The following is a 20679-nucleotide window of genomic DNA, read 5'->3' on the forward strand; positions in this document are numbered from 1 at the left end:
AAATAAGGAAACTAAAAAAGAGCACCATGCATCAGTGCTCTTTAAGATAGGAGGTAACACTTTGAGCTGGCTCTAGGTTAGAAGTATATGGTGTAAAAAAAGAAATAAGAACAAGATTGTATTAACTCAGTACAAAAAGCAGCTAGCAAAAGCTAACTGCTTCCCACAAGCACTGCTAAAAGGAACTGCTTTGGGGAAAAAGTAGTTTGTACTTAGTGTTACCGGAAAATTGGAGTTTATTCGAGAAAATGAAAAGTTGAAATACTAAATAAAGTCCATATAAAGAGCAGATAGCAAAAGCTAACTGCTTTATCATCCAACAATGACGGTACCACAATACACTGTAACAAAAGGTTACAACTATAGTATGAGCAGAAGCGAAAATGTTATGCAAGAAAGCTAAATAAAAATTTCAATAAACGTAACAAAACAGCTAGCTAAAGTATCTAACTGTTCGGCTCTATAATGTGTAAAAAAAGAATGATGAATACAACATTAAAAATAATACAATTCATCCAATTGTAAGGGCTATGTATTTTAGAGCTTTCACATAAGCTCTGTTAAATAATAATATTGATATTTATCAAAAGAAAAAGAATCATTTTTTGGTTCTAGCTTGTTAGTATCTTCATTTTCTGTCCATCCTAAGCTTTAATATGTATGTTAGACAATTATCCAATTATGTATGGACAATTTTCAAAAAAATATATAGCTAAATATAATGTCGAGAAAAGTAAAGTTATGATGAGGAGTGATTGTTTTGTATCGTCAGCAATGTATTCATGTTCCTTATACCTATGAACAATGTATGATAGATTGTCAAAATGCAGGAGGGTATCCATATGAATGTAAGGTACCCTGTCAACAGTATAAAACCAGACCTTGGTATATATCATGCCCAGCACATATGACATATACACCTTCAGTTCCTACCACACCTTACGGCTTAAGTCCAATAGCGCCAACAGCAGGATTCCCATGGCAAAATGATCCTTGTTATAGCGCATGCAAAAAAATGGGCGGGGATAGTTTGCACTGTTGCTTTAAATGCGGATTCTGTTAATAAACAAATTTGGAACACGAAATATGAAATCCAGCTTAAACTAAGGTGGGTTTCAATTTTAATGAATATATATTTATCTGAAAAAGCGCTTCTCTTGATTTATATGTCTAGCTTTTATATAGGGATTAAAAATATAAGATATTGTGACTGTTGGAGTTTTTTTGAATAGAAGGAAAGTTTGGTATATGTGAATCAGAAGGTATTCAATTACATTATAAATCCTTCTTGATAAGTAGCATGTAAAGGATGTTAGGGCTATTCAGCGAGTATTTTATTTGGAGAAAAAGTAGGTTAATTGAACAAAATAATCCTTTTAAAGTAAAACAAACAGAATATAGTCCGGCTAGAAAACTAGAGGACACCAATTCATTAAAGCAGCAATTCAAGCTGTTTTAGGAATAGGTGTCCTTTTTATTTTGAAAAGGGAGATGGAGAAATGAAGGGATTAAAGGATCAGTTACGTGAATGGAAAAAGCAATCGAATCAAGCAAAAAAGAAAAAAAGAAAAGAGAAATTTAGCACTCGTGAAATTGAAGAGTTAATGGGAGTTCATGGACCACGTTATGAACGCAGACGTGGAGCAGTAAGACAAAAATAATAACAATGGAGGAATTAAATATGAATAAACAATTATCATTTAAAATGCCAATCGTGGATGGAAAAAGAACAAAACAAGAAATTGAAAAAGTATTCAACGAGTATCGTACATATTTAGCAACAATGCCATGTGATATGCTGCCAAAAGTGACACCATCATATTCTATTGTTCCTCCATCAACTACAAACGAGTTTAATAGTTCAACTGAAAATATTGCAATTGAAAGAATAGAGTATGAACAAGAAAGAAACAAATTTATGAATTGGTTATATGATGCTGTGAATCGCTTAAGGGATGATGAACGTGAGGTAATTGTGAAATTTTATATGGAAGATGATATTGGATATGATCCAGATATCTGGATGGATTTAGGTATAGGTAAAACAAAGTATTATAAATTGAAAGGACGTGCGATATTACGTTTAGCTTTCAATCTAAAGAAAGAGGTATTTATAAAAACACGTAAACAAAAAGAGGGGCAAAGTGTATGAACATTGTACAGCCAATTCGAGATAAAGAAATAATACGAGAAATAAAAGAATTCTATAAGCAGCAGAATGAGAGGAACTACATTCTGTTTCTTCTTGGTATTAATACAGGATTCAGAATATCGGACATATTACGTTTACGTGTTCGTGATGTAGAGGGCTGGAATATTGTGATACGTGAAAAGAAAACAAGGAAGATTAAAGATGTGAAGATGCCTTCAGAATTGAAGAGAGCTATAAGGAACTATACGGAAGGAAAGCCGAAGAATGAATATTTGATTAAGAGTAGAAGTGGAAAGAATAAGCCAATTACTCGTGCTATGGCTTATTTAATATTAAATCAAGCTGCAGAAGAATTTGGGTTAGAACGTATAGGGACTCATTCACTTAGAAAAACATATGGGTATCATCATTATAAGCAATTTAAAGATGTAGTTGCTTTACAAAAGATGTTAAATCATACAGATCAGAAAGAGACTTTAAGATATATAGGGATTGAACAAGATACATTAAATGATTATCAGAGAAAATTTAAAATATAATGATAAATTTAATTGGTAATTTGTATTCTTAATATTTAGGTTATTTAGTTGCCAAAAATAACTAAAAAGGGTAAAATGGTTGCAAAGGGTAGAACCTTAAATTTAAAATGAGGTGTTGCTTATTATGGATATCGGTGTGCCAATCGATGTGAAGAAATTTATTGATAAAGAGATATCTAAGGGAGTTAGGAGACAAATTGTCCCATTGATTCAGCAGGCCTATGAATTAGTGGATGCTTCGATAAAAGATATTTCTTTTTTTCAATGGGATTTAGGAAAAAAACATATAGGATATCTTGACAATATAGCTGCTCAGTTTACCTTATATGAAGCAGCAAATAAGGGCATACTTAAGGACATTACAACTCAAATAGTACCTAATAAAAACAAATCAGCTTATCATGTCGAACTGCAAACAGAAAATGTAGTTATTACAATAAATAGAGTACAAAGTAAAGATAAGACGGCGAGAAAAGCGATGTACAGATCTCTATTACAAAGAGACAATCAGTATTATATTAATTTTGATAAACAAGAAATTATTGAGGAACCTGGTTATTTAGAGCTTACACACCATCAAATTAATAGAAGAGTTGCTTTTGTAAATTTAGGAGTTCCTGATGGAAGCGGAAAATGGTTTAGTTGTATTGATCTTACTAAAGAATTACATCTAGTTGGCACATCGGAAGAAGATAAACAGAAGAATGAAATTTCAAGAGAACAATTAGTTAGATTTAAAAATTTTGCCCAAGGAGTGCACGAAAATGGGGGTAAGAATTAACGTAAATAGATCCTTTTGTCCTGATAAGTTAAAAGAGGGCCGCGAATCAAGAGGATTAACAATAAGAGAACTATCAGAGAAAATTGGGTTGAGGACTCATCAAGCTCTCTCCAAATATGAAAATGGTAAATCAATACCGCCTGCTGAAGTTCTATTAAGCATCATGAATATATTAAATCTTCCATATGATTACTTCTTTGAAGATGGATATAGGCAAATAGAAAAAGAAATCGTGTATTTTAGAAGTAAAGCTAACGCAACAGCAAAGTTAAAAAGAATTCACGAAATCAAGATTTCATGGCTAATAAGTATATTTGATTATTTGGAGACAATATTAGAATTTCCAAAATCTGATCTTCCAGAAACGAATATAAACCATCAAGAACATTTTATGCCTACAGATTTTAATGATATTGAAAATATAGCATCAGAATTAAGAAGGCAATGGGATTTAAATGAGGGGCCGATTTCAGATATTACACATTTATTTGAAAAGCATGGAATAGTAGTAAGTCTGATAAAATCTGAGGACTTTGCAATAGATGCCTGCTCTAGGTGGATTGGAAATAAACTTTTTATACTTGTTGGTAATGAAAGGTCTACTCCTTCAAGAATAAAGTTTACATTAGCGCATGAATTAGGACATTATCTATTACACAAACATGTAAAAAAAGAAGACTTTAATAAAAAAGAAGTTTATAAGCGTATGGAGGATGAAGCTAACTATTTTGCATCTTCGTTTTTAATGCCTGCTAAATCCTTTTCAGAGGAACTTATTAGTCATACATTGGATTATTACTTACTTTTAAAAAAAAGATGGCAGATTTCTATACAAGCTATGATATATCGTTCAAGAGAGTTAAATATAATAAATGATTATCAAGCAAGTTATTTGTGGAAGCAAATAGCGAAAAAAGGTTGGAGAACTCAAGAGCCGTATGATGATTTATTACAAAGTGAATCACCATTATTATTAAAAGAAGCAATTGATTTAATTATAGATAATCACGTTAAGACGAAGAAGCAAATTTGTGAGGAAGTTAGATTATGTCAATCAGATATAGAGGCTATAGTAAATTTACCTGTAGGATATCTAGATGAAAACAAAGGAAAAGGAACGGTTATTTCTTTTAAAAAAATTTAATCATGAAGATAAAGGAAGAGGATTGAATAAAAGGTTTATAATTTTATTCAATCCTCTTTTTATTGTGTAGATAATTTGGATTTATATAAACGTAATTAAAATTGAGTAAAGTTTGTGTGTACGCTTACTTTTTCGGAATTAGCTACAAAAGAAAAGTGTCAAATTCATTTTTATAAAATACGAAAAAGATTGATATATCTAAGGTGAAACGGAATAGGTGAATTTAACACAATCCAGATTATAGCTAATTCATTTTCAAGGATTAAAGTACCTATTTAATCAAAACAATGCGAAAAGAAGCTGAAAAACGATGCGAAAAAATGCAGAAATAAAAAACGCGAACTATTCGTGAACTATTTGCGAACTATTTACGGACACGTTTTGGTTTTTAACATGTTATATTTGTATTGTGAGAAGTGGCGGAAAACACAACTCACTATGTTGTTTCTGAAATTCTAAACGGTTCATAATGACGGCACATAAAATCCGAAACCAGCAGATGGTAGCGGTTGAATGATACCGTTGAGAAAAAAGAGCATCCAATGATGCTCTTTTTTCTATTAATAAGCGAACCACACAATTATAAGTATGATAAGAGCGAAAATAATTAACAGAAAGTGTGTTAATTTCATAAAGCACTTTTTTTAGAAATATTGTGTGAGGTAGTTAAAGGATATACACTGTTTAAAATATCATGACATAATGCATGAATTTAAACAATAAAGTACTATACATGCATATATCATGGTATGAGATGAGTCTCACTGAATTATTTCGTAAAAAATCAGTCAGGATAATCTGAACGATTATTAGGTTGATTATTATCGCAATGGAAGGTTATGTTTTTTTTGCAGATACATCTTTTTGTCCAGTAGCATTCTTTCTCAAAGCGAATACATTTTTTAACACATTTACGCTTTCTCACGCGAACACGCTTTGTAACATACGTACATTTTTTTTCGCGAATACGTTTTGATACAAATGTCCATTTTTTCACTCGTACACGAGTACATCTTGATACAAATGTCCATTTCTTTACACGAGTACATTTTGATACAAACGTCCATTTCTTTACACAAGCACATTTGGTTTTCGGGCATTTACAGCTTTCTTTTGAAGAACAATCCTCATTACAATCAAATTGACAGGGGTCCTGATGTAAAAAATCCTCCATTCCTGCACTTTTCAGTTCTTCAACTGCTTTTCGAATATCACGTTGCATAGAAATTTTACCTCTTTCTATTTAGGATTTACATGACTATGATATGTCAATAAGGCACTAACAGTTTGGGACAGGAGTTTATATGTAAAAATAATTGAATAACATATATGTCATGAAAAGAGTACAGAAATGTAAACGTGTTATGTAGCAGAATAACGATTTGAGAAAGACCTTGTTCATTTGTACCCTTTGATGGTTAATTGAAGTGAGCTGCGGAAACAGTCGGTCTTCAAATGAATACTGAATTTATACAAGAGCATACCTTAGGGGCTGCTTTTTATTTTCGAGGAGGATGAATGATGGAATTAAATAAGCTTGAGAAAGCAATGATTGTTGGCATAATCCTTCGTGGTCTTCGTAATAAGAGGAAAATCAAACAGCATGCTGGTTTAGAAAGGTTACCAGATGTAATTAAACTGTTAGATGAATTACAAGAGAGTACAACACTTGAAGACAAAGAAGAAGCTATAACAAGTGTAATTAATAAGTTGATGGATGATTTGTTAGAGAATGATAAGGGGTGAAGGAAGATGTATGTGACACGTATTGGAGATAAAGAAAAGCTGTTAAAGATTATTGATGCATTAGATGAACTCGGGAAGGATTATAAGGTAACTAAAACTACTAAGCATGTCTCTTTACCACCAGTAACTTATCCGAAAATATCTTGGATTGTTGAGGAGTTAAAAGTGCTAAAAGAAACACAGGAATCTAAATAGGGGTGAGGTAATGTTATATGGGGAGAAGCTGCATAAAGAGATTTCAAAGTTAGTTGATGATATAGAAAACGGTGCTAAATCAAGACCAGATTTAATCGGTCAGGCTGGCACAATTACACGTAACATTGAAATAATTGATGCAACGGAAAGTGAACATGGCGTATCAGTACGCGTGAGCGATAATGTCGGTGAAGTTTATTGGACGGATTTACAAGATGTTGAGTTAGATTAGGGGGTGAGATAATGAGAACAGATTACCTTATCCAACTTATAAAAGAAGATAAACTTATGAAGTTCTATAAGTCTAAAGAGTGGAGAGCCTTAAGATTAAAAGCAATCCAACGAGCTAAGAATGAATGTGAGCATTGCAAACAGGAAGGAAAGGTAACAACACGGGACACACTTGATAAACGTGGACGTAAGACGAAGATGGATGTGAACCATATCAAACCGGTTAAGACTCATCCACATCTTGCGTTGGAATTAGATAACCTTGAATACATTTGTGTACGTCACCATAACATTGCTGATGGTAAGGACAAGATGATTAACAATAGTAAACCTAAGTTCGTTAATGAGGAACGGTGGTAGCTATGCTAATTGTGGATGGTAGCTGGACATTCGATACTGACTTAATGATTCAATATGCTGAGAAGGACGAGCGCACATCGTATGAGCGCGACATGCTTAATCAGTTTCGAAGGTATTCTTACTGGCGTTACTGTCAGATAAGAGACTGTGTGAACTCAAGGAAGTGTAAGAGACTTAAGCTTACTGATGTAAGAGAAAGATTACAAGAAGAAGAGAATTTAATATTTACAAAAGATATTTTAAAGATTTCTAGTGAAGAAGTCTTTTTTATTTTGGATTTTATTGAAAGATACTTTGAGTTAGTTTCTTAAACACCCCCCGGTCAAAAGTTTTGGTTTTTATTTGGAGGACCATTCAACGGGGGAAGGAGATGGGAAAAAATATTTTTTGAGATATCAAATTAAGAGGGGGGGTACATGTGCAAAAACTATCAAAGAAAGCACAAATTAAACAAGATTTATTACAACAATTGGAAAATGCTAATTTGAATGGTATGCACTATGTTGACCTTGTTGACGATTACATAACATTGTTCGATACGAAAAACAAATTAGCGAGAGAAATTAAAAAGAATGGACCAATGATTGAATGGCAGAATAGTGAAAGCCAAAAGGGAATGAAAGCTAATCCAGCTACGAAAGAATTTCGTGAAACCAATAAACGTATGACGGACTTATTAAAAGTGCTTGGTTTAAAAGAACCTATATACGATGGAAGTAATGATGACGATGATGTCTAAGCAATCGGCAACATATCATCCATATATCGATGAATATATGAGTATGGTAGAAAGTGGTCAAATCAAATCATGTAAAGAACAAAAATTATTAATGAAATATGTTCGGGAAATATTAAGCCGAGACGACATCTACTTCAATGCTAAAGCAGCAGAGGATTCTATTAATGTTCCCGCTAAATATTTTTCATTTGAATTATTCCCATGGCAAAAGTTTTTAAATGCATTGATGTATGGCGTACGCTTCAAAAAAGATGATCGTATTGTATTTGATGAAGTTTTAATATTAATGGGTCGTGGTGGCGGTAAAACAGGTTATATGGCATATGATTCTTTTTATATGATGACTGGACATCATGGTATTAATAATTACGATATTGATGTAGTTGCAACTAGTGAAGATCAAGCGAAGAGAACATTTACTGATGTATATAATGTTATAAATACGCCAGCTTTTAAAGAGAAGTTTAAAAAAATCTTTAAATGGACATTAGAAGAAATTCAACATAAAAAAACAAATTCAGTGATGAATTATAACACTTCCAACTCTCGGACAAAAGACGGTAAACGTACTGGATGTGTAATTTTTGATGAGGCACATGAATACGAAAATTACGATAATATCAATGTTTATACAAGTGGTCAAGGTAAAGTAAGAGGTTCCCGAATCATTTACACCACAACAGATGGACATGTAAGAGGTGGGCCGCTTGATGATTTAAAAGAAACAGCAAAATTAATTTTATCTGGTGAGATTGAGGACATTCATTTTTTACCATTCATTTGTAAGTTAGATAGTGAAGACGAGGTTGATGATCCAGCAAATTGGGAGAAAGCTAATCCTTCTTTACCATACAATGATGAGCTAAAGATAAAAATGAAACGGGAATACCAAAAGATGCAACGTAATTCAAAATTGCGAGTCGAATTTATGACAAAGCGTATGAATATTCCAATTTCAAATATCTTAGAAACAGTTTGTACCTGGGATGAATTAGAGCGAACAAATCAACCAATACCAGATTTGTCTGGATTTGAATGTATTGGTGCTGTGGATTTTGCACAAGTACGAGATTTTTGTGGAATGGGTCTATTGTTTAAAAAGGATAATAAACGATATTGGTTACATCATTCTTTTATTAATCAAGTTGCATTAGATATTCAAGATATAAACATGGATGTTATCCGAGAAGCGGAAGCGAAAGAATTATGTACGATTATTCGAACTGAAAAATCTATTGATCCACATCGGGTTAAAAATTGGTTCTTAGAAATGGCTAAGAAATACAGAATTAAAAAGATTTGTATGGACTCACATCGTGCAAGTGTATTAGGTCCTGCACTTGAAGAAGCAGGTTTTGAAGTCGAGATTGTAAGAAGGGGACATATTACGCATTCGAAATTATCACCACTTGTTGATGATTTATTTATCAATAGGAAGTTAGTATTTGGTGATGACTTATTAATGCGTTGGTATGTATGGAATACTTTCAAGGATAATAAGAACAATGGGAATATCGAATATGCAAAGATTGATCCAGAGAAGCGGAAAACAGATGGTTTTCACGCTTTCTTACATGCTCTTAATTTAGATTGTGAATTGAAAGAATTCAACGCTTTAACAAAAGAGAATGTTAGAAAGATATTTAGATCATTTAATGTGTAAAAGGTGGTGAGAATGTGGGATTAAGAGATTGGGTAAGAGGTTTTTTTGGAAGTAGGAAGACTATGACTCTAGATTCATGTTTCTATGAGTTAGGAATTGACTATTTCTATAAAAAGCTTGCTGTAGAAAGTTGTATTGATTTAATTGCAAATGCTTTAACAAGGTGTGAATTTCAAACCTTTGAAAAAGGGAAAGAAAAACGTGGTGAAAACCACTATTTATTAAATGTACAACCAAATCAAAATCAAAATGCATCGGAATTTATGCATAGTTTGGTAAATCATTTGATCATGGAAAATGAATGTGTAGTTATTATGCAAAATGAGCAATTGTACATTGCAGATTCCTTTCATGTTAATAAGTTTGCATTAAAAGAAAATATATACAAGGACATAACTGTTGGTGAGCTTACTTTTGAAAAATCATTTAATGAATCAGAAGTGTTTCACTTTAAACTCAACGATCGTAATATTATGCAAATTATAGATGGAATGTATAGTAGTTTTGGGAAACTACTCGCATCTTCAATTGATTACTATAAAAGAAAGAATAATAAACGTTTGTTAATCAAAGGTGATTTTTTAAGGCCGCAAGATCCAGAAACGCAGGCAGCAATCGATGAAATGTTTGAGGGGCAGTTAAAAAATTGGTTTAATGCTGATAAAGTGGGTTCAGCTTTTCAATTACAAGATGGTTATGTTTTTGAAGATATGAGTGATAGTAAAAATGGTGTATCAAATAATAGTACAAGTCGTGATATTAGCGATTTGATCAATGACATATTTAACTATGTAGCAGTTGCTTTTCATGTCCCTATAGGGATTTTAAAAGGTGATGTAGCGGACATTGAAAAGCAATTGGATTCGTTCTTAGCTTTTTGCATTAATCCAATTGCTGAATTGATCCAAGATGAATTTAACCGGAAGATGTACAGCAAAAAAGAATATATAGACCGCACATATTTAAAGATTGATACAACAAAAATTAAGGTTGTTGATATTACGAAACTAGCAACAGCATTAGATAAGCTCTTTGCAATCGGTGGTTTATCTATTAATGACATTTTAATTATTCTTGGTAGAGAGCCGATTGAAGAAGAATGGGCAAATAAACGCTTTGTTACAAAGAATTATCAAGAAGCTGATTCTTTGGAGGGAGGTGAAAAGAATGAGACGTTATAAAAATGAACAGTATAATCATCTAGTTAATGTCCAACATGCCTTTAAGGCAGAAGCAAAAGCTGATTCACTGGATATAACGATTTATGGTGATATTGGTGAATCATGGTGGAGTGATTCTACATCAGCGGTTGATATTGAGAAAACATTGAAAGCTACTTCGGCAAATGTTATTAATATCAATCTGAATAGTCCTGGTGGGGATGTATTTGACGGGATTGCGATTTATAACCAACTTAAAAACCATCCGGCAAAAATCATTATTAACGTAGATGGACTGGCAGCAAGCGCCGCATCTATTATTGCGATGGCAGCAGACGAATTAATTATGAATACCGGTTCTATGTTAATGATTCATGAAGCTTCTACATGGACGTGGGGAACAAAATTAGATATTCGTAAGACATTGAATGCTCTTGAGGGAATTGACAAATCGCTTGCGGATATTTATATGACTCGTTATCAAGGAGAACGTTCAGAAATTGAGACAATGATTGCGAATGAAACATGGTTTACCGCAAATGAGGCAGTAGAAATTGGATTGGCTCATAAGATAAATGAACAGGTAGAAGATGACGATGATGTGGTAGATCCAGAGGGATTTAAAAATAATGTACTTCAGAAATTCCGAAATAAAAATAAACAGCAGAATGAACCAGTAGTAGCAAGTGCAACTTCAAATTTATTAAGTAAATTCAAGCGCGCGTAAAGCAGTGCTTTTTTTATTGGAAAAAATCAGGAGGTAATAAAATGACGATTAAAAATTTAGATCGAAGTGTAATTGAAAATAAGGAATCGCAAATCACGAATGTAAAAGAAGCGCTTGAAAATGGTGATGCGCAAGCTGTCGCTGAACGTATTGTGGCAAACATGGAAGGAAATATGCAGCATATTCAAGACATGATGAATGGTATTATTAACGAAGCGCAACAAGCAAAAGACGAGAAATGGGATGCTCAAGTATTGGCCGCTCGTGGTGTGCGTGCTTTAACAAATGAAGAACAGAAATTTTACAATGCGGCTATTGAAGTGCAGTCATTTGATGAAGTGACAAAATTAATGCCACCAACAATTTTCGAACGAGTTTTTGAAGACCTTGAAAAAGAGCATCCACTATTATCTTTAATTAATTTCCAAACAACTGGAGCTACTACGCAATGGGTACTACGTAAAGAGGGTGCAAGTGTAGTATTTTGGGGAGATGTTTGTGATAACATCAAGGAAATGACAGACGAAGGATTCTATACAGTAGATCAAGGGATGTTTAAACTAAGCGGATTCCTAGTTGTATGTAAAGCGATGTTTGAATTGGGCCCAAGCTGGTTAGATAAATATGTTCGTACATTCATGAAAGAAGTTGTAGCAGAAGAGTTAGAAAATGTTGTTGTTAGCGGAACAGGAAAGAAACAACCAATTGGTATGATTAAAGATCTAAAAGGTGCTGTAACGGATGGTATTTATCCAGACAAAGAGCCTGTTGTATTAAAGGATTTTAGCCCAACTACAATTGGTAAAGAGATTTTAGCGCCAACAACTAAAAAGGGGACACGCCGCTATACTGGCGTCACTTTAATCGTGAATCCGTTAGACTATGCAACGAAATTTTTCCCGATTGGTGCAAAACGTAAAGACGATGGTACTTGGACTTATGATAATTTTGGCGTTCCAGGATTAACGATGGTTCAATCACCAGCGGTGCCATTAAATCGAATGATTTCCGGAAAACCTAAAGATTACTTTATGGGTGTTGGTAGTGAGCAAAAATTAGAATCAACTGATGTTCTTCGAATGGTCGAAGATCAACGATTATATCTCATTCGCCAACTTGCGAATGGACGCCCGCTGGATCATGATTCATTCACAATATTTGATATTACAGCGCTAGAACCGAAAGAAGGAACTCCAACACCCTAATTCCTCCTCTCCTGTTGAAGAGAGGAATTATTCAGCATTAACGAAGGTAGAGATTCAATCTCTACTAGATCAAAGCGGCATTGAATACAAGGCTAATGCAACGAAAGCGGAATTAATCACTTTATTAGAAGGTGATACGAATGGATAATCTTTTGCAAGAATTAAAAGACGTTCTTAAAATCACATGGAATGAAGAGGATGCTAGTTTAATAAAACTTTTGGAAAAAGGAGAGGCGTATTTGTTGGGTTTAACAAATGCGTCTTTTGATTTTTCAAAGGAGCTAACCCCGAAAGATTTGCTGTTAGAACGGTGTCGGTATGTTTATAACAATGCAGGTGATGAGTTTGAAAAGAATTATAAAAATGAATTATCCAGGCTTATTTTAGATGTGGCTTTAGGAAAAGTTGGTGTAATCAATGGTTCTAAAATCGTATAGAGAGACCTTAAATGACGGGTTTCTACAATATGGATATAAAAAAACAGAGCGTTCAGAAGAGGGTAAAAGAATAGGTGAGAAGTTTCGTGAAGAAGGAAAGCTTGCCTATAAAGTGATGTCTTTACGGGACAGTGATTACAAAATGGTGGGCGTTTTAACAACGGGATTAGATTTAAAAGTTAAAACACTGTATCCACCTTCTTTTAGAAAGATAAATAAAAATAAACTTAAGGTATTAATGGATGGAATCGAATATGACGTGATTAAAGCGGATCATGATTCTAACAAACAATACCTTTTCTTTTATTTGCAGCAGGCGGTGAAATCTCGTGAATGAAAAATCTAAAAAGCTTATGAAGGAGCAGAGAAGTGGTATTAAAAAAGCTCTTGAAGACGGATTTAAGCTTTTAGTTGTTGAGGATGAACTAGCAGAAGATGAGGAATCGCAATTAACAGAAGAGGGATACAACTGTTTTATTTTGGAATATGGTGAGTTTCAACCGTCTTCTAATGATCGTACAATTTCTCAAAGCATATATGTTAGTTATTTATCGGAAAATCAATCGAATTTAGATGAGCAGATCATTGATATTATTTCGTGGGTTGGCAAGGTGAAAATGGTATCCTTTGTAGTTTCTAAAAGCGATCGCCTTCAAGTGAAAGATACAGATCGTTTTATTGATCGTGTTGTTTTTACGTTTAAAAGGGTGATTCCAATTGAGTGCATTTGAGCTTGATTATGAAGCGATAGAAAAGCTTGAAGAAAAAATGCGGTTATTACCAAATAAGATGGAACCTACAATCAATACCATTCTCCACACGGAAGGTATACGAATTGCAATAGAAGAGATTACAAAGCTTATTCCGGTATCTCGTTCTAAATGGAGTGTTCGAAATAAAACCCATGCCAAAGATAGCAACTGGTCCAAAAGTGAAAAGATGGATTTAGGTTTTAGGATATTAGCCCGTGGTGGGGCAGCTAATAAAAAAGGATCGTTTGGTTATCTAGTATTTCCGAACGAAGGAAGAGGTTCACATAATCCCTTAGAACAACGATTTGCGGAGCGTGGGATTGTAAACGCTAGACCAAGAATTTTAGCAGAACTACACAAAGGTGTAGATAAAGTATTGGAGGAGGAATTTTAAATGGTTAAAGTAATTGAAGAATTTGATTCCGTGTCGATTGCGAATGCAAGTATTCAATTTAAGAAGAAAGGAACGCAAGAGCCAGGAACGAAATTTGGATGTGTAGGATCAATTGAAGGGGAACCAGAAAACAAGGAAATGAAAAAAACATGTGGTGGCGTGACGTTGAAAAAGAAATCGAAAACCACGGAACTTAAAGTAACTGTTTCAGCGCATATTCCTGTTAAAGTAGCAAGAGATTATTTTGGTTTTAATACAACTGGATTAAAGCCGGGTGTATGGGCGTTCGGTAGTGATTCAAAGGGATATGATTTTGTATTTACGGCTGATGTAGTAGATGAGTATCAAGATGTTGTAAAACTTATTGCGTTTCCGAATTGCTCAAACTCCACTGGTTTTAAATTTGCTATTGCGAATGGTGAGGAAGAATTAGCAATGATGGAATTGGAATTTACAGCCTTACCAGATGATTTAAAGAATTTCTTCTATGAGGCGTTTGTGGATGAATTAGCAGATGCGACAGTTGCTCAAAAATGGCATACACAATTTAATTCAGCTCTTGTTAAAGGAACAACTTCAGCTTAAAGCCCTAGTTTTATACAGGGCTTTTTCTTTTGTATTTAAATAACAGGAAAATGAAAGTGAGGAAATAGCAGATGAAAGTTCAAAAAATAACATTAAAAGAAGCGGAATTTGTAAAAGTAGAAGGTGAGTTTGAACAGCGCTTTGTTAACGAGCAAGACTATCCGGCATTTTTAACAAATTACGCTTTGAAAAAAGGTCAGGAAGAAGGACTTATTACTAGTTCGATTATTGCTGATATTGTAAAGTTCCAAGCTTTAGATGGGCTAAGAAATAAGGATAATAAAGACTTATCGGCATTAGAACAAATTGATCAAACAAGTATTCATAAAGTGATTTATATGGCGTTTAAAGGAGCGAATCCTAAAGAAAAGTTAACATTTGATGATTTCTTACAGAATTATCATGATTCATTAGCAGAATCTATGGAGCTATATACGAAGCTTGTTGTTGATGTAATTAGTCAAGATCCAAATCAATTTGCAGCAGCACTTAAAAAAAGTACAAGTAGCGGCGGTAACGGCGAAAAAAAGTAAAAAATCCAGATATTAAAATCGAATGTGTGGAAGATAAATACGTCTTGTATTGTCTAGTCTCTGGAATAGATCCAGAGACTTTTTGGCATGAGCCAATTTCGTCTGTTGAACGTATTTACGCGGGGATTACAGCGTTTGAAGCATGGCGTAACAATCCCAAGTAAAGGTAGGTGAGAAAATGGCAAAAAATAATTCGGAAGTTGAAGTTATATTTAAAGCGCAAAATAAAGATTTTAATGATGCTATGAAGGGCATGAATCAGGAAACTAAAAAACTTCGTCAAGAAATGAAATTACAAGAAGAGCAGATGAAGTTAAATGCTACTGATTCAGAAAAACTACAAGCAAAGATTCAAAATCTTTCCCAACAATATGCGGTTGCACAAAGGGCTACGCAAGCAACGGCTGAACATTTACAACGTGCCAAAGAATTGTACGGAGAAAATTCTACTGTTGTAGCAAAGTTGGAATCAAAGTTAAGAAGCCAACAAATAACAGAAAAACAGTTAGCGAATAGTATAAAACAAACTTCTGAAAGTTTAAAACAGGCGAGAGATGCTGAACAGGAAAGAACAAGCGAAACAGCTAAGGCAGCTCAAAAACTGAAAGAGCTAAAAGGACAGGAAGAGCAGTTGCAATCTTCTCTTTCTAAGTTGAATGCTCAATACGAGTTACAAAAAGCAACGCTTGGTGAGAATGCTTCAGAAATAGAGAAATTACGTTTAAAAATAGATAATCTTGGAGAGCAACATACTGTTGCAGCTAGTAAAGTACAAAACTATCAGAAACAGTTAAATCAAGCCAAACAGCAGTATGGTGAAAATGCTAGTGAAATCCAAAGATATGAAACGCAGCTTATACAAGCTCGGACAGCAGAACAACAGTTGCAGAACCAATTAAGTGCGACAAATAGAAGTTTGCAGGAACAAGAAAACGCAACGAAACAGTTAAAGACATTCTTTGATGCGACTGAAACGAGTGTAGATCATTTTGCAAATGCATTAGGAAATAACCTTACAAACGCAATACGAAACAGTACAGCGACAGCTAGGCAGTTAGAACAAGCGATCCAAATCATCGGCCGTGAAGCATTAGGTTCAGAAGCAGATATTGAGAAATTACAGCGATCTCTTCGTTCAATAGATGATGGGAACTCATTACAACAAGTTCGAAATGATTTGAGGGACCTTTCACGAGAAGCAGAGAGAGCATCGCACAGTTTCAAAGAATTAGATATTGGTTTAGAAAATATTCTTGGTGGATTAATGGCTGGTGGTGGTATTTCAGGAGCCATTGAGCAAGCACTTGATACCTCTAAATTAAAAACAAAAATTGCTGTTTCTTTTGAAGTTCCAGCATCCTCTAAAAAATCAGTAGAAGAAGCGGTTCGCGGTTTAGAAGCTTATGGTGTTGATGTGGAAGAAGCACTTGAGGGTACACGTAGACAATGGGCATTAAATCAAACTGTCAGTGATAAAGCTAATGCTTCCATTGTAAAAGGGGCAGGAGCCATTGCAAGTGCTTATGCAGGTATAGATTTTACTGAATTAATTCAAGAAGCGAATGAAATTGGTAATGAATTAGGGATAACTAGTGATACGGCCTTAGGATTAACGAATCGGCTGTTAAAAATCGGATTTCCTCCTGAGCAATTGGACATTATCGCTGAATATGGCGGACAGCTAACACGAGCGGGTTACAATGCTGAAGAAGTACAAGCGATTATGGAGGCTGGTGTTGATACAGGTACTTGGAATTAGATTATAGTTCCCTTGTATGGTGACATACAATGAAAAACTCCTTTAATTCAGTGGAACTCTCAAATGAGACAATACTGAGCGAAGCCTTTTAATTAAGGAACGTGCAACGACTAGTCGAGAGACGTAGGGTGTAAGCAAATGACACTCGAAACGGGGAGCAACTCAAGTAGTTGAAGATATAGTCTAATCTATACGGTGACGTATAGCAGTTCATAAGAGAACGGGCGTGACGTTGCGAGTCACGTTGAATACAAATGATTGATAATCTCTTAGATGGACTAAAAGAAGGTCGTATTAAAGCGGCTGAATTTGGTCAAGGTGTCGACAAGTCTATGAAAGAAGCTCTTGAAGGCACTAAAATTTCGGCTGATCAGTTAGAAAAGTGGGGGCAATCTGTCGCTAAAGGCGGTAAAGAAGGTTCGGCAGCAATGACAGAGATTGCGAAAGCCTTGGCTAGTATTGAAGATGAAACAAAACGAAATGAAATCGGTGTTAAATTGTTCGGTAGATGATAAATTGTGCCGAAGTAAAATCGCGGTATAAAGCAAAGAGGGTGCGAATCCTGATTTGAACCGAAGGCTATACAAAGTATAGTCAGGGGCAGAGCATAGAGGGTGAAAAGATATAATCCCTCCACGAGACCGCGACACTTATTAGTGAAAACGTATGCCGAACTTACAGGAAATGAACTGTAAGAAGTAGAGGATAAAAAGCCTTTACGATAACAAATTGACGATGTACGAAGATCAAGGACAAAATATTACGAATACACTTATTGGTGCTCAAGATAAAGTAATAGATTTAAACAAAGACCAAGAACAACTAAATGAAATGATTAAGAAAATGGATGCCAGCCCAGCTGTAAAGTTTCAAAAAGCTATGAACGACTTGAAAATGGCACTTGAACCTGTTTTGCGAGTCATTGCTGATGTAATTAGTGCTTTTGCGAGCTTTGTTTCAGAACATCCAGCATTAGCAGCAGCTATAACAACAATTGTAACCGCGCTCGGAATTCTTGTTGGAGCATGTATGGCGTTAGCACCAGTATTTGTCACCTTATCCAGTATAGCTGGTATATTGGGTGTGAGTATTGGGGCTGTTGCTGGTCCAGTTGCATTAGTAGCAGGTGGAGTGATAGCCGCATCGGCAGCTATTGCTGGATTGGTTATTTGGATGCGAAATTTATGGCAAACCAATGAAGGGTTCAAAAATAGCATTACGAATGTAATTGAAAGCGTTCAAAACTTTGGACACGCATTATCTTCACTAGGTAAATATCTATTCTATACGGCTGTTGATGGAGATTATTTAAATGATTGGATTACTCATTTGCCAAAAGGATTTCAAGATGCGGCTGAAATGATAGGATTGGCAGTTAGTAAGATACGTGAAGCATGCCTTCATCTTTTTGATGCAGTAAAAGCGGTCTTTTCGGGAGATTTTAGCCAGTTAGGTGAAATTTTTAAGATGATTGGCCCTACAATCGCAGGAGCAATTATTGGTGGGCTTCCTGGTGTGCTCGTCTCGGTATCTCGTTATTTACCAGCTATAGCGGAGTATTTGAATGCAAACTCAGGGATTATTCTTGAAACTATTACAAATATTTTTAACAATATAGCTAACTTCGTAACAACAGTATTACCGCAATTTCTTGAAGCGGGATCACAAATGATTTCAAACCTTGTGAATGGTTTAGTTGTAGCAGCTCCAATTATGCTTGAAGCCATTGTTGGGATTATAAACACAATTTCACAGATGATTGCTACCTATCTCCCTATGATTGTTCAAATGGGAATACAAATCATTCAAACTTTAATTTCTGGAATTGTACAAGTCTTACCTACTCTGATAGAAACAGGACTTCAATTGATTCTAACTTTAATAAACGGAATTATGCAGATGCTTCCACAGTTAATCCAAATAGCTGTAACGATTATTCAAACTATTATTAATGGAATTATGTCATTTTTACCCCAGCTAATTGAAGTGGGAATAAACTTATTAGTTTCATTAATCACAGGAATCACACAAGCTTTACCTATGATTGCTTTAGCGATTATTACAGTCATTACAACTTTAATTGAAGCCATTACAGCGAATTTACCTATGATAATTGAAGCTGGTGTTAAGGTTTTAACTAGCTTGATAGACGGAATCATTAAAATGCTACCGCAACTTATTGATTTAGCGATAAATCTTATAACCAAAGTAGCAGATACTTTATTAACAAACTTACCTAAAATAATTGAATCCGGTGTAAAGATTTTAATGGCCATTATTGATGGAATTGTACAAGTGTTACCACAACTTATTAATGCAGCATTAGATTTAATTGTCAAAATAGCATCCACATTAATTGCAAACTTGCCGAAGATACTGGAAGCTGGTGTGAAAATTTTACTTATGTTGATTGCTGGGATTGTAAAGGTGATACCGGAATTAATTGCAGCCGCATTAAAGCTAATTGTTACTTTAGCAGGGGAATTAATTAAGAACCTACCTAAAATCCTTGAAGCTGGTGTTCAACTGATCTGGGCTTTAATAAAAGGGATTGTGAGTATGGTTGGAAAATTAGGTTCTACAATCGTGACAGATATTGTACCGAAGATTGTTGATACATTAAAGAAGATTGATTTATTTAAGATAGGTAAAGATATTATAAGTGGATTGATAGACGGTCTAGGTAGTATGGCTGGTAAAGTGTTAAATAAGGTGAAATCTATTGGTAACGATATTCTTGACGGTTTTACTTCCTTCTTCGACATTCATAGCCCTTCTCGAAAAATGCGAGATCAGGTTGGTAAACAAGTTGGTGCTGGGCTTGCTGTTGGTATGGAACAATCAATGTCAACAGTTCTTGCGGCAGCTAAAAACTTAGCGAATTCAGTATATTCGGTATTAGAAACCACATTAAATACTTTCAATAGCTCCACTGTAAACGATATGATGAATAATAATCCTCTTCGGAGTTATTTTGAAGCAATTTTATATGATGGAGATTATCTTAATGATTGGATTACTCATTTACCAGTTGATATGAGAGATGCATTAAAAGCAGTTGGTAAAGAACTTGAAGGTTATGATGTTAATAGCGGTATGAGCGAAAACAATCCTGTTGCTCGTTATATTCGTAGTGTATTAGAGAGTGGAGATCCTTTTCAAAAGATATTAGAAGAGGAATTTGTAGAGTCTGGAAAGTGGTTGGAGATAGGTAAGAAAGTAGCTGGTTTCAGAGAGCAAATTTTTAGAGATTTTTATAATGCTCCAAACCAAAAGACAAACAAAAGTAATGGGTTACAATCCGCACTTAATAATATTTCAAACATGGTTGATGATACTTTTAAAAAGTTGAATTTATATGGGATAAACAAACAAGATAACATCGGTTCTAATCTGTCGGCATTAGCGACAGGAGCAGTTCAACCGATTGTTCAACAAATTGATAGTGGTCCTGTAGAAATTAATTTTTATAACACAATTAATAATGAACGTGATGTTGATCGCATGTTTGAAAAAGCAAATGATTGGTTTGCTGAGCGTGGCCGTAATGTAAAAATAGGAATTGGGAGGACTTAAA

24 protein-coding genes and 2 pseudogenes are annotated in these 20679 nt (G+C 34.5%); 25 read left to right on the plus strand and 1 reads right to left on the minus strand.

The genetic code is table 11. The features are described from left to right. Window positions 1-1499 precede the first annotated feature (1499 nt). The 5 genes from MR167_RS20380 (at window position 1500) to MR167_RS20400 (ending at window position 4616) form a co-directional block, all read left to right on the plus strand. Complete coding sequence (locus tag MR167_RS20380) at window positions 1500-1661, plus strand: hypothetical protein (protein ID WP_086396578.1); 162 nt, start codon at window positions 1500-1502, stop codon at window positions 1659-1661. A 20-nt stretch (window positions 1662-1681) separates the two neighbouring features. After that, window positions 1682-2152: an ArpU family phage packaging/lysis transcriptional regulator gene (locus tag MR167_RS20385; RefSeq protein WP_001041474.1), complete on the plus strand. Its 471-nt coding sequence runs from the start codon at window positions 1682-1684 to the stop codon at window positions 2150-2152. Continuing rightward, on the plus strand, window positions 2149-2691 hold the full coding sequence (locus tag MR167_RS20390) for a tyrosine-type recombinase/integrase (RefSeq protein WP_242315335.1): 543 nt from the start codon (window positions 2149-2151) through the stop codon (window positions 2689-2691). The genes MR167_RS20385 and MR167_RS20390 overlap by 4 nt, the downstream gene beginning before the upstream one ends. 124 nt (window positions 2692-2815) lie before the next feature. Then, entirely contained in the window at window positions 2816-3472 is a 657-nt protein-coding gene (locus MR167_RS20395) for a hypothetical protein (protein WP_000351126.1), read from the plus strand. Beyond that, window positions 3456-4616 (plus strand): helix-turn-helix domain-containing protein, encoded by a 1161-nt coding sequence (locus tag MR167_RS20400; RefSeq protein WP_000538961.1) that lies wholly within the window; start codon window positions 3456-3458, stop codon window positions 4614-4616. Before MR167_RS20395 ends, MR167_RS20400 begins: the two co-directional genes overlap by 17 nt. Before the next feature lie 844 nt (window positions 4617-5460). Here MR167_RS20400 and MR167_RS20405 read toward each other — a convergent pair. Further along, window positions 5461-5838 (minus strand): annotated as a pseudogene (locus MR167_RS20405) (CotG/ExsB N-terminal domain-containing protein); the annotation flags it as partial. A 299-nt stretch (window positions 5839-6137) separates the two neighbouring features. Here MR167_RS20405 and MR167_RS20410 point away from each other — a divergent pair. The 20 genes and pseudogenes from MR167_RS20410 to MR167_RS20500 all read left to right on the plus strand — a co-directional run bounded on the left by MR167_RS20410 (window position 6138) and on the right by MR167_RS20500 (window position 20678). Then, the gene (locus MR167_RS20410; RefSeq protein WP_088350553.1) at window positions 6138-6362 is read left to right on the plus strand and encodes a hypothetical protein; all 225 of its coding nucleotides are present in this window, start codon (window positions 6138-6140) and stop codon (window positions 6360-6362) included. A 6-nt stretch (window positions 6363-6368) separates the two neighbouring features. Next, window positions 6369-6557, plus strand: a complete 189-nt coding sequence (locus MR167_RS20415; RefSeq protein ID WP_088350552.1) for a hypothetical protein — start codon at window positions 6369-6371, stop codon at window positions 6555-6557. Window positions 6558-6567: 10 nt separating this feature from the next. Next, window positions 6568-6789, plus strand: coding sequence for a hypothetical protein (locus MR167_RS20420; protein ID WP_088350551.1), 222 nt, complete (start codon window positions 6568-6570; stop codon window positions 6787-6789). A gap of 11 nt (window positions 6790-6800) precedes the next feature. Then, window positions 6801-7148, plus strand: a complete 348-nt coding sequence (locus tag MR167_RS20425; protein ID WP_001258413.1) for a hypothetical protein — start codon at window positions 6801-6803, stop codon at window positions 7146-7148. A 2-nt stretch (window positions 7149-7150) separates the two neighbouring features. After that, window positions 7151-7459: a hypothetical protein gene (locus MR167_RS20430; protein ID WP_088350550.1), complete on the plus strand. Its 309-nt coding sequence runs from the start codon at window positions 7151-7153 to the stop codon at window positions 7457-7459. A 107-nt stretch (window positions 7460-7566) separates the two neighbouring features. Beyond that, the gene (locus MR167_RS20435) at window positions 7567-7887 is read left to right on the plus strand and encodes a P27 family phage terminase small subunit (protein WP_150190185.1); all 321 of its coding nucleotides are present in this window, start codon (window positions 7567-7569) and stop codon (window positions 7885-7887) included. After that, a complete protein-coding gene (locus tag MR167_RS20440) occupies window positions 7871-9550 on the plus strand; it encodes a terminase TerL endonuclease subunit (RefSeq protein ID WP_242315361.1) in 1680 nt (559 codons plus the stop codon). Before MR167_RS20435 ends, MR167_RS20440 begins: the two co-directional genes overlap by 17 nt. Window positions 9551-9564: 14 nt before the next feature. Continuing rightward, entirely contained in the window at window positions 9565-10731 is a 1167-nt protein-coding gene (locus MR167_RS20445) for a phage portal protein (protein ID WP_242315337.1), read from the plus strand. Further along, complete coding sequence (locus MR167_RS20450) at window positions 10718-11437, plus strand: head maturation protease, ClpP-related (protein WP_242315339.1); 720 nt, start codon at window positions 10718-10720, stop codon at window positions 11435-11437. Before MR167_RS20445 ends, MR167_RS20450 begins: the two co-directional genes overlap by 14 nt. Before the next feature lie 41 nt (window positions 11438-11478). Then, the gene (locus tag MR167_RS20455; protein ID WP_061685185.1) at window positions 11479-12642 is read left to right on the plus strand and encodes a phage major capsid protein; all 1164 of its coding nucleotides are present in this window, start codon (window positions 11479-11481) and stop codon (window positions 12640-12642) included. 31 nt (window positions 12643-12673) lie between these two features. Then, window positions 12674-12790: pseudogene (locus MR167_RS33710) on the plus strand (hypothetical protein); the annotation flags it as partial. After that, entirely contained in the window at window positions 12783-13079 is a 297-nt protein-coding gene (locus MR167_RS20460; RefSeq protein WP_000369375.1) for a hypothetical protein, read from the plus strand. The pseudogene MR167_RS33710 and the gene MR167_RS20460, both read left to right, overlap by 8 nt. Continuing rightward, window positions 13060-13416 (plus strand): phage head closure protein, encoded by a 357-nt coding sequence (locus MR167_RS20465; protein ID WP_000243384.1) that lies wholly within the window; start codon window positions 13060-13062, stop codon window positions 13414-13416. The genes MR167_RS20460 and MR167_RS20465 overlap by 20 nt, the downstream gene beginning before the upstream one ends. Further along, window positions 13409-13810 carry a hypothetical protein gene (locus tag MR167_RS20470; RefSeq protein WP_242315341.1) on the plus strand — a complete coding sequence of 134 codons (402 nt, stop codon included), beginning with the start codon at window positions 13409-13411 and terminating at the stop codon, window positions 13808-13810. The genes MR167_RS20465 and MR167_RS20470 overlap by 8 nt, the downstream gene beginning before the upstream one ends. Further along, a complete protein-coding gene (locus MR167_RS20475) occupies window positions 13797-14225 on the plus strand; it encodes a hypothetical protein (protein ID WP_088350543.1) in 429 nt (142 codons plus the stop codon). The genes MR167_RS20470 and MR167_RS20475 overlap by 14 nt, the downstream gene beginning before the upstream one ends. Further along, window positions 14226-14810, plus strand: coding sequence for a hypothetical protein (locus MR167_RS20480; RefSeq protein WP_000241450.1), 585 nt, complete (start codon window positions 14226-14228; stop codon window positions 14808-14810). Between the two features lie 71 nt (window positions 14811-14881). Continuing rightward, window positions 14882-15343 (plus strand): hypothetical protein, encoded by a 462-nt coding sequence (locus tag MR167_RS20485; RefSeq protein WP_168409362.1) that lies wholly within the window; start codon window positions 14882-14884, stop codon window positions 15341-15343. Window positions 15344-15521: 178 nt separating this feature from the next. Beyond that, window positions 15522-17102 (plus strand): coiled-coil domain-containing protein, encoded by a 1581-nt coding sequence (locus tag MR167_RS20490; protein ID WP_242315343.1) that lies wholly within the window; start codon window positions 15522-15524, stop codon window positions 17100-17102. Window positions 17103-17356: 254 nt separating this feature from the next. After that, window positions 17357-17614: a hypothetical protein gene (locus tag MR167_RS20495; protein WP_086423746.1), complete on the plus strand. Its 258-nt coding sequence runs from the start codon at window positions 17357-17359 to the stop codon at window positions 17612-17614. Window positions 17615-17831: 217 nt separating this feature from the next. Beyond that, on the plus strand, window positions 17832-20678 hold the full coding sequence (locus tag MR167_RS20500; protein WP_242315345.1) for a hypothetical protein: 2847 nt from the start codon (window positions 17832-17834) through the stop codon (window positions 20676-20678). Window position 20679: the final 1 nt, after the last annotated feature.

Source organism: Bacillus cereus group sp. BfR-BA-01355 (genome assembly GCF_022663675.1).
GTDB classification, from domain to species: Bacteria; Bacillota; Bacilli; order Bacillales; family Bacillaceae_G; genus Bacillus_A; species Bacillus_A thuringiensis_S.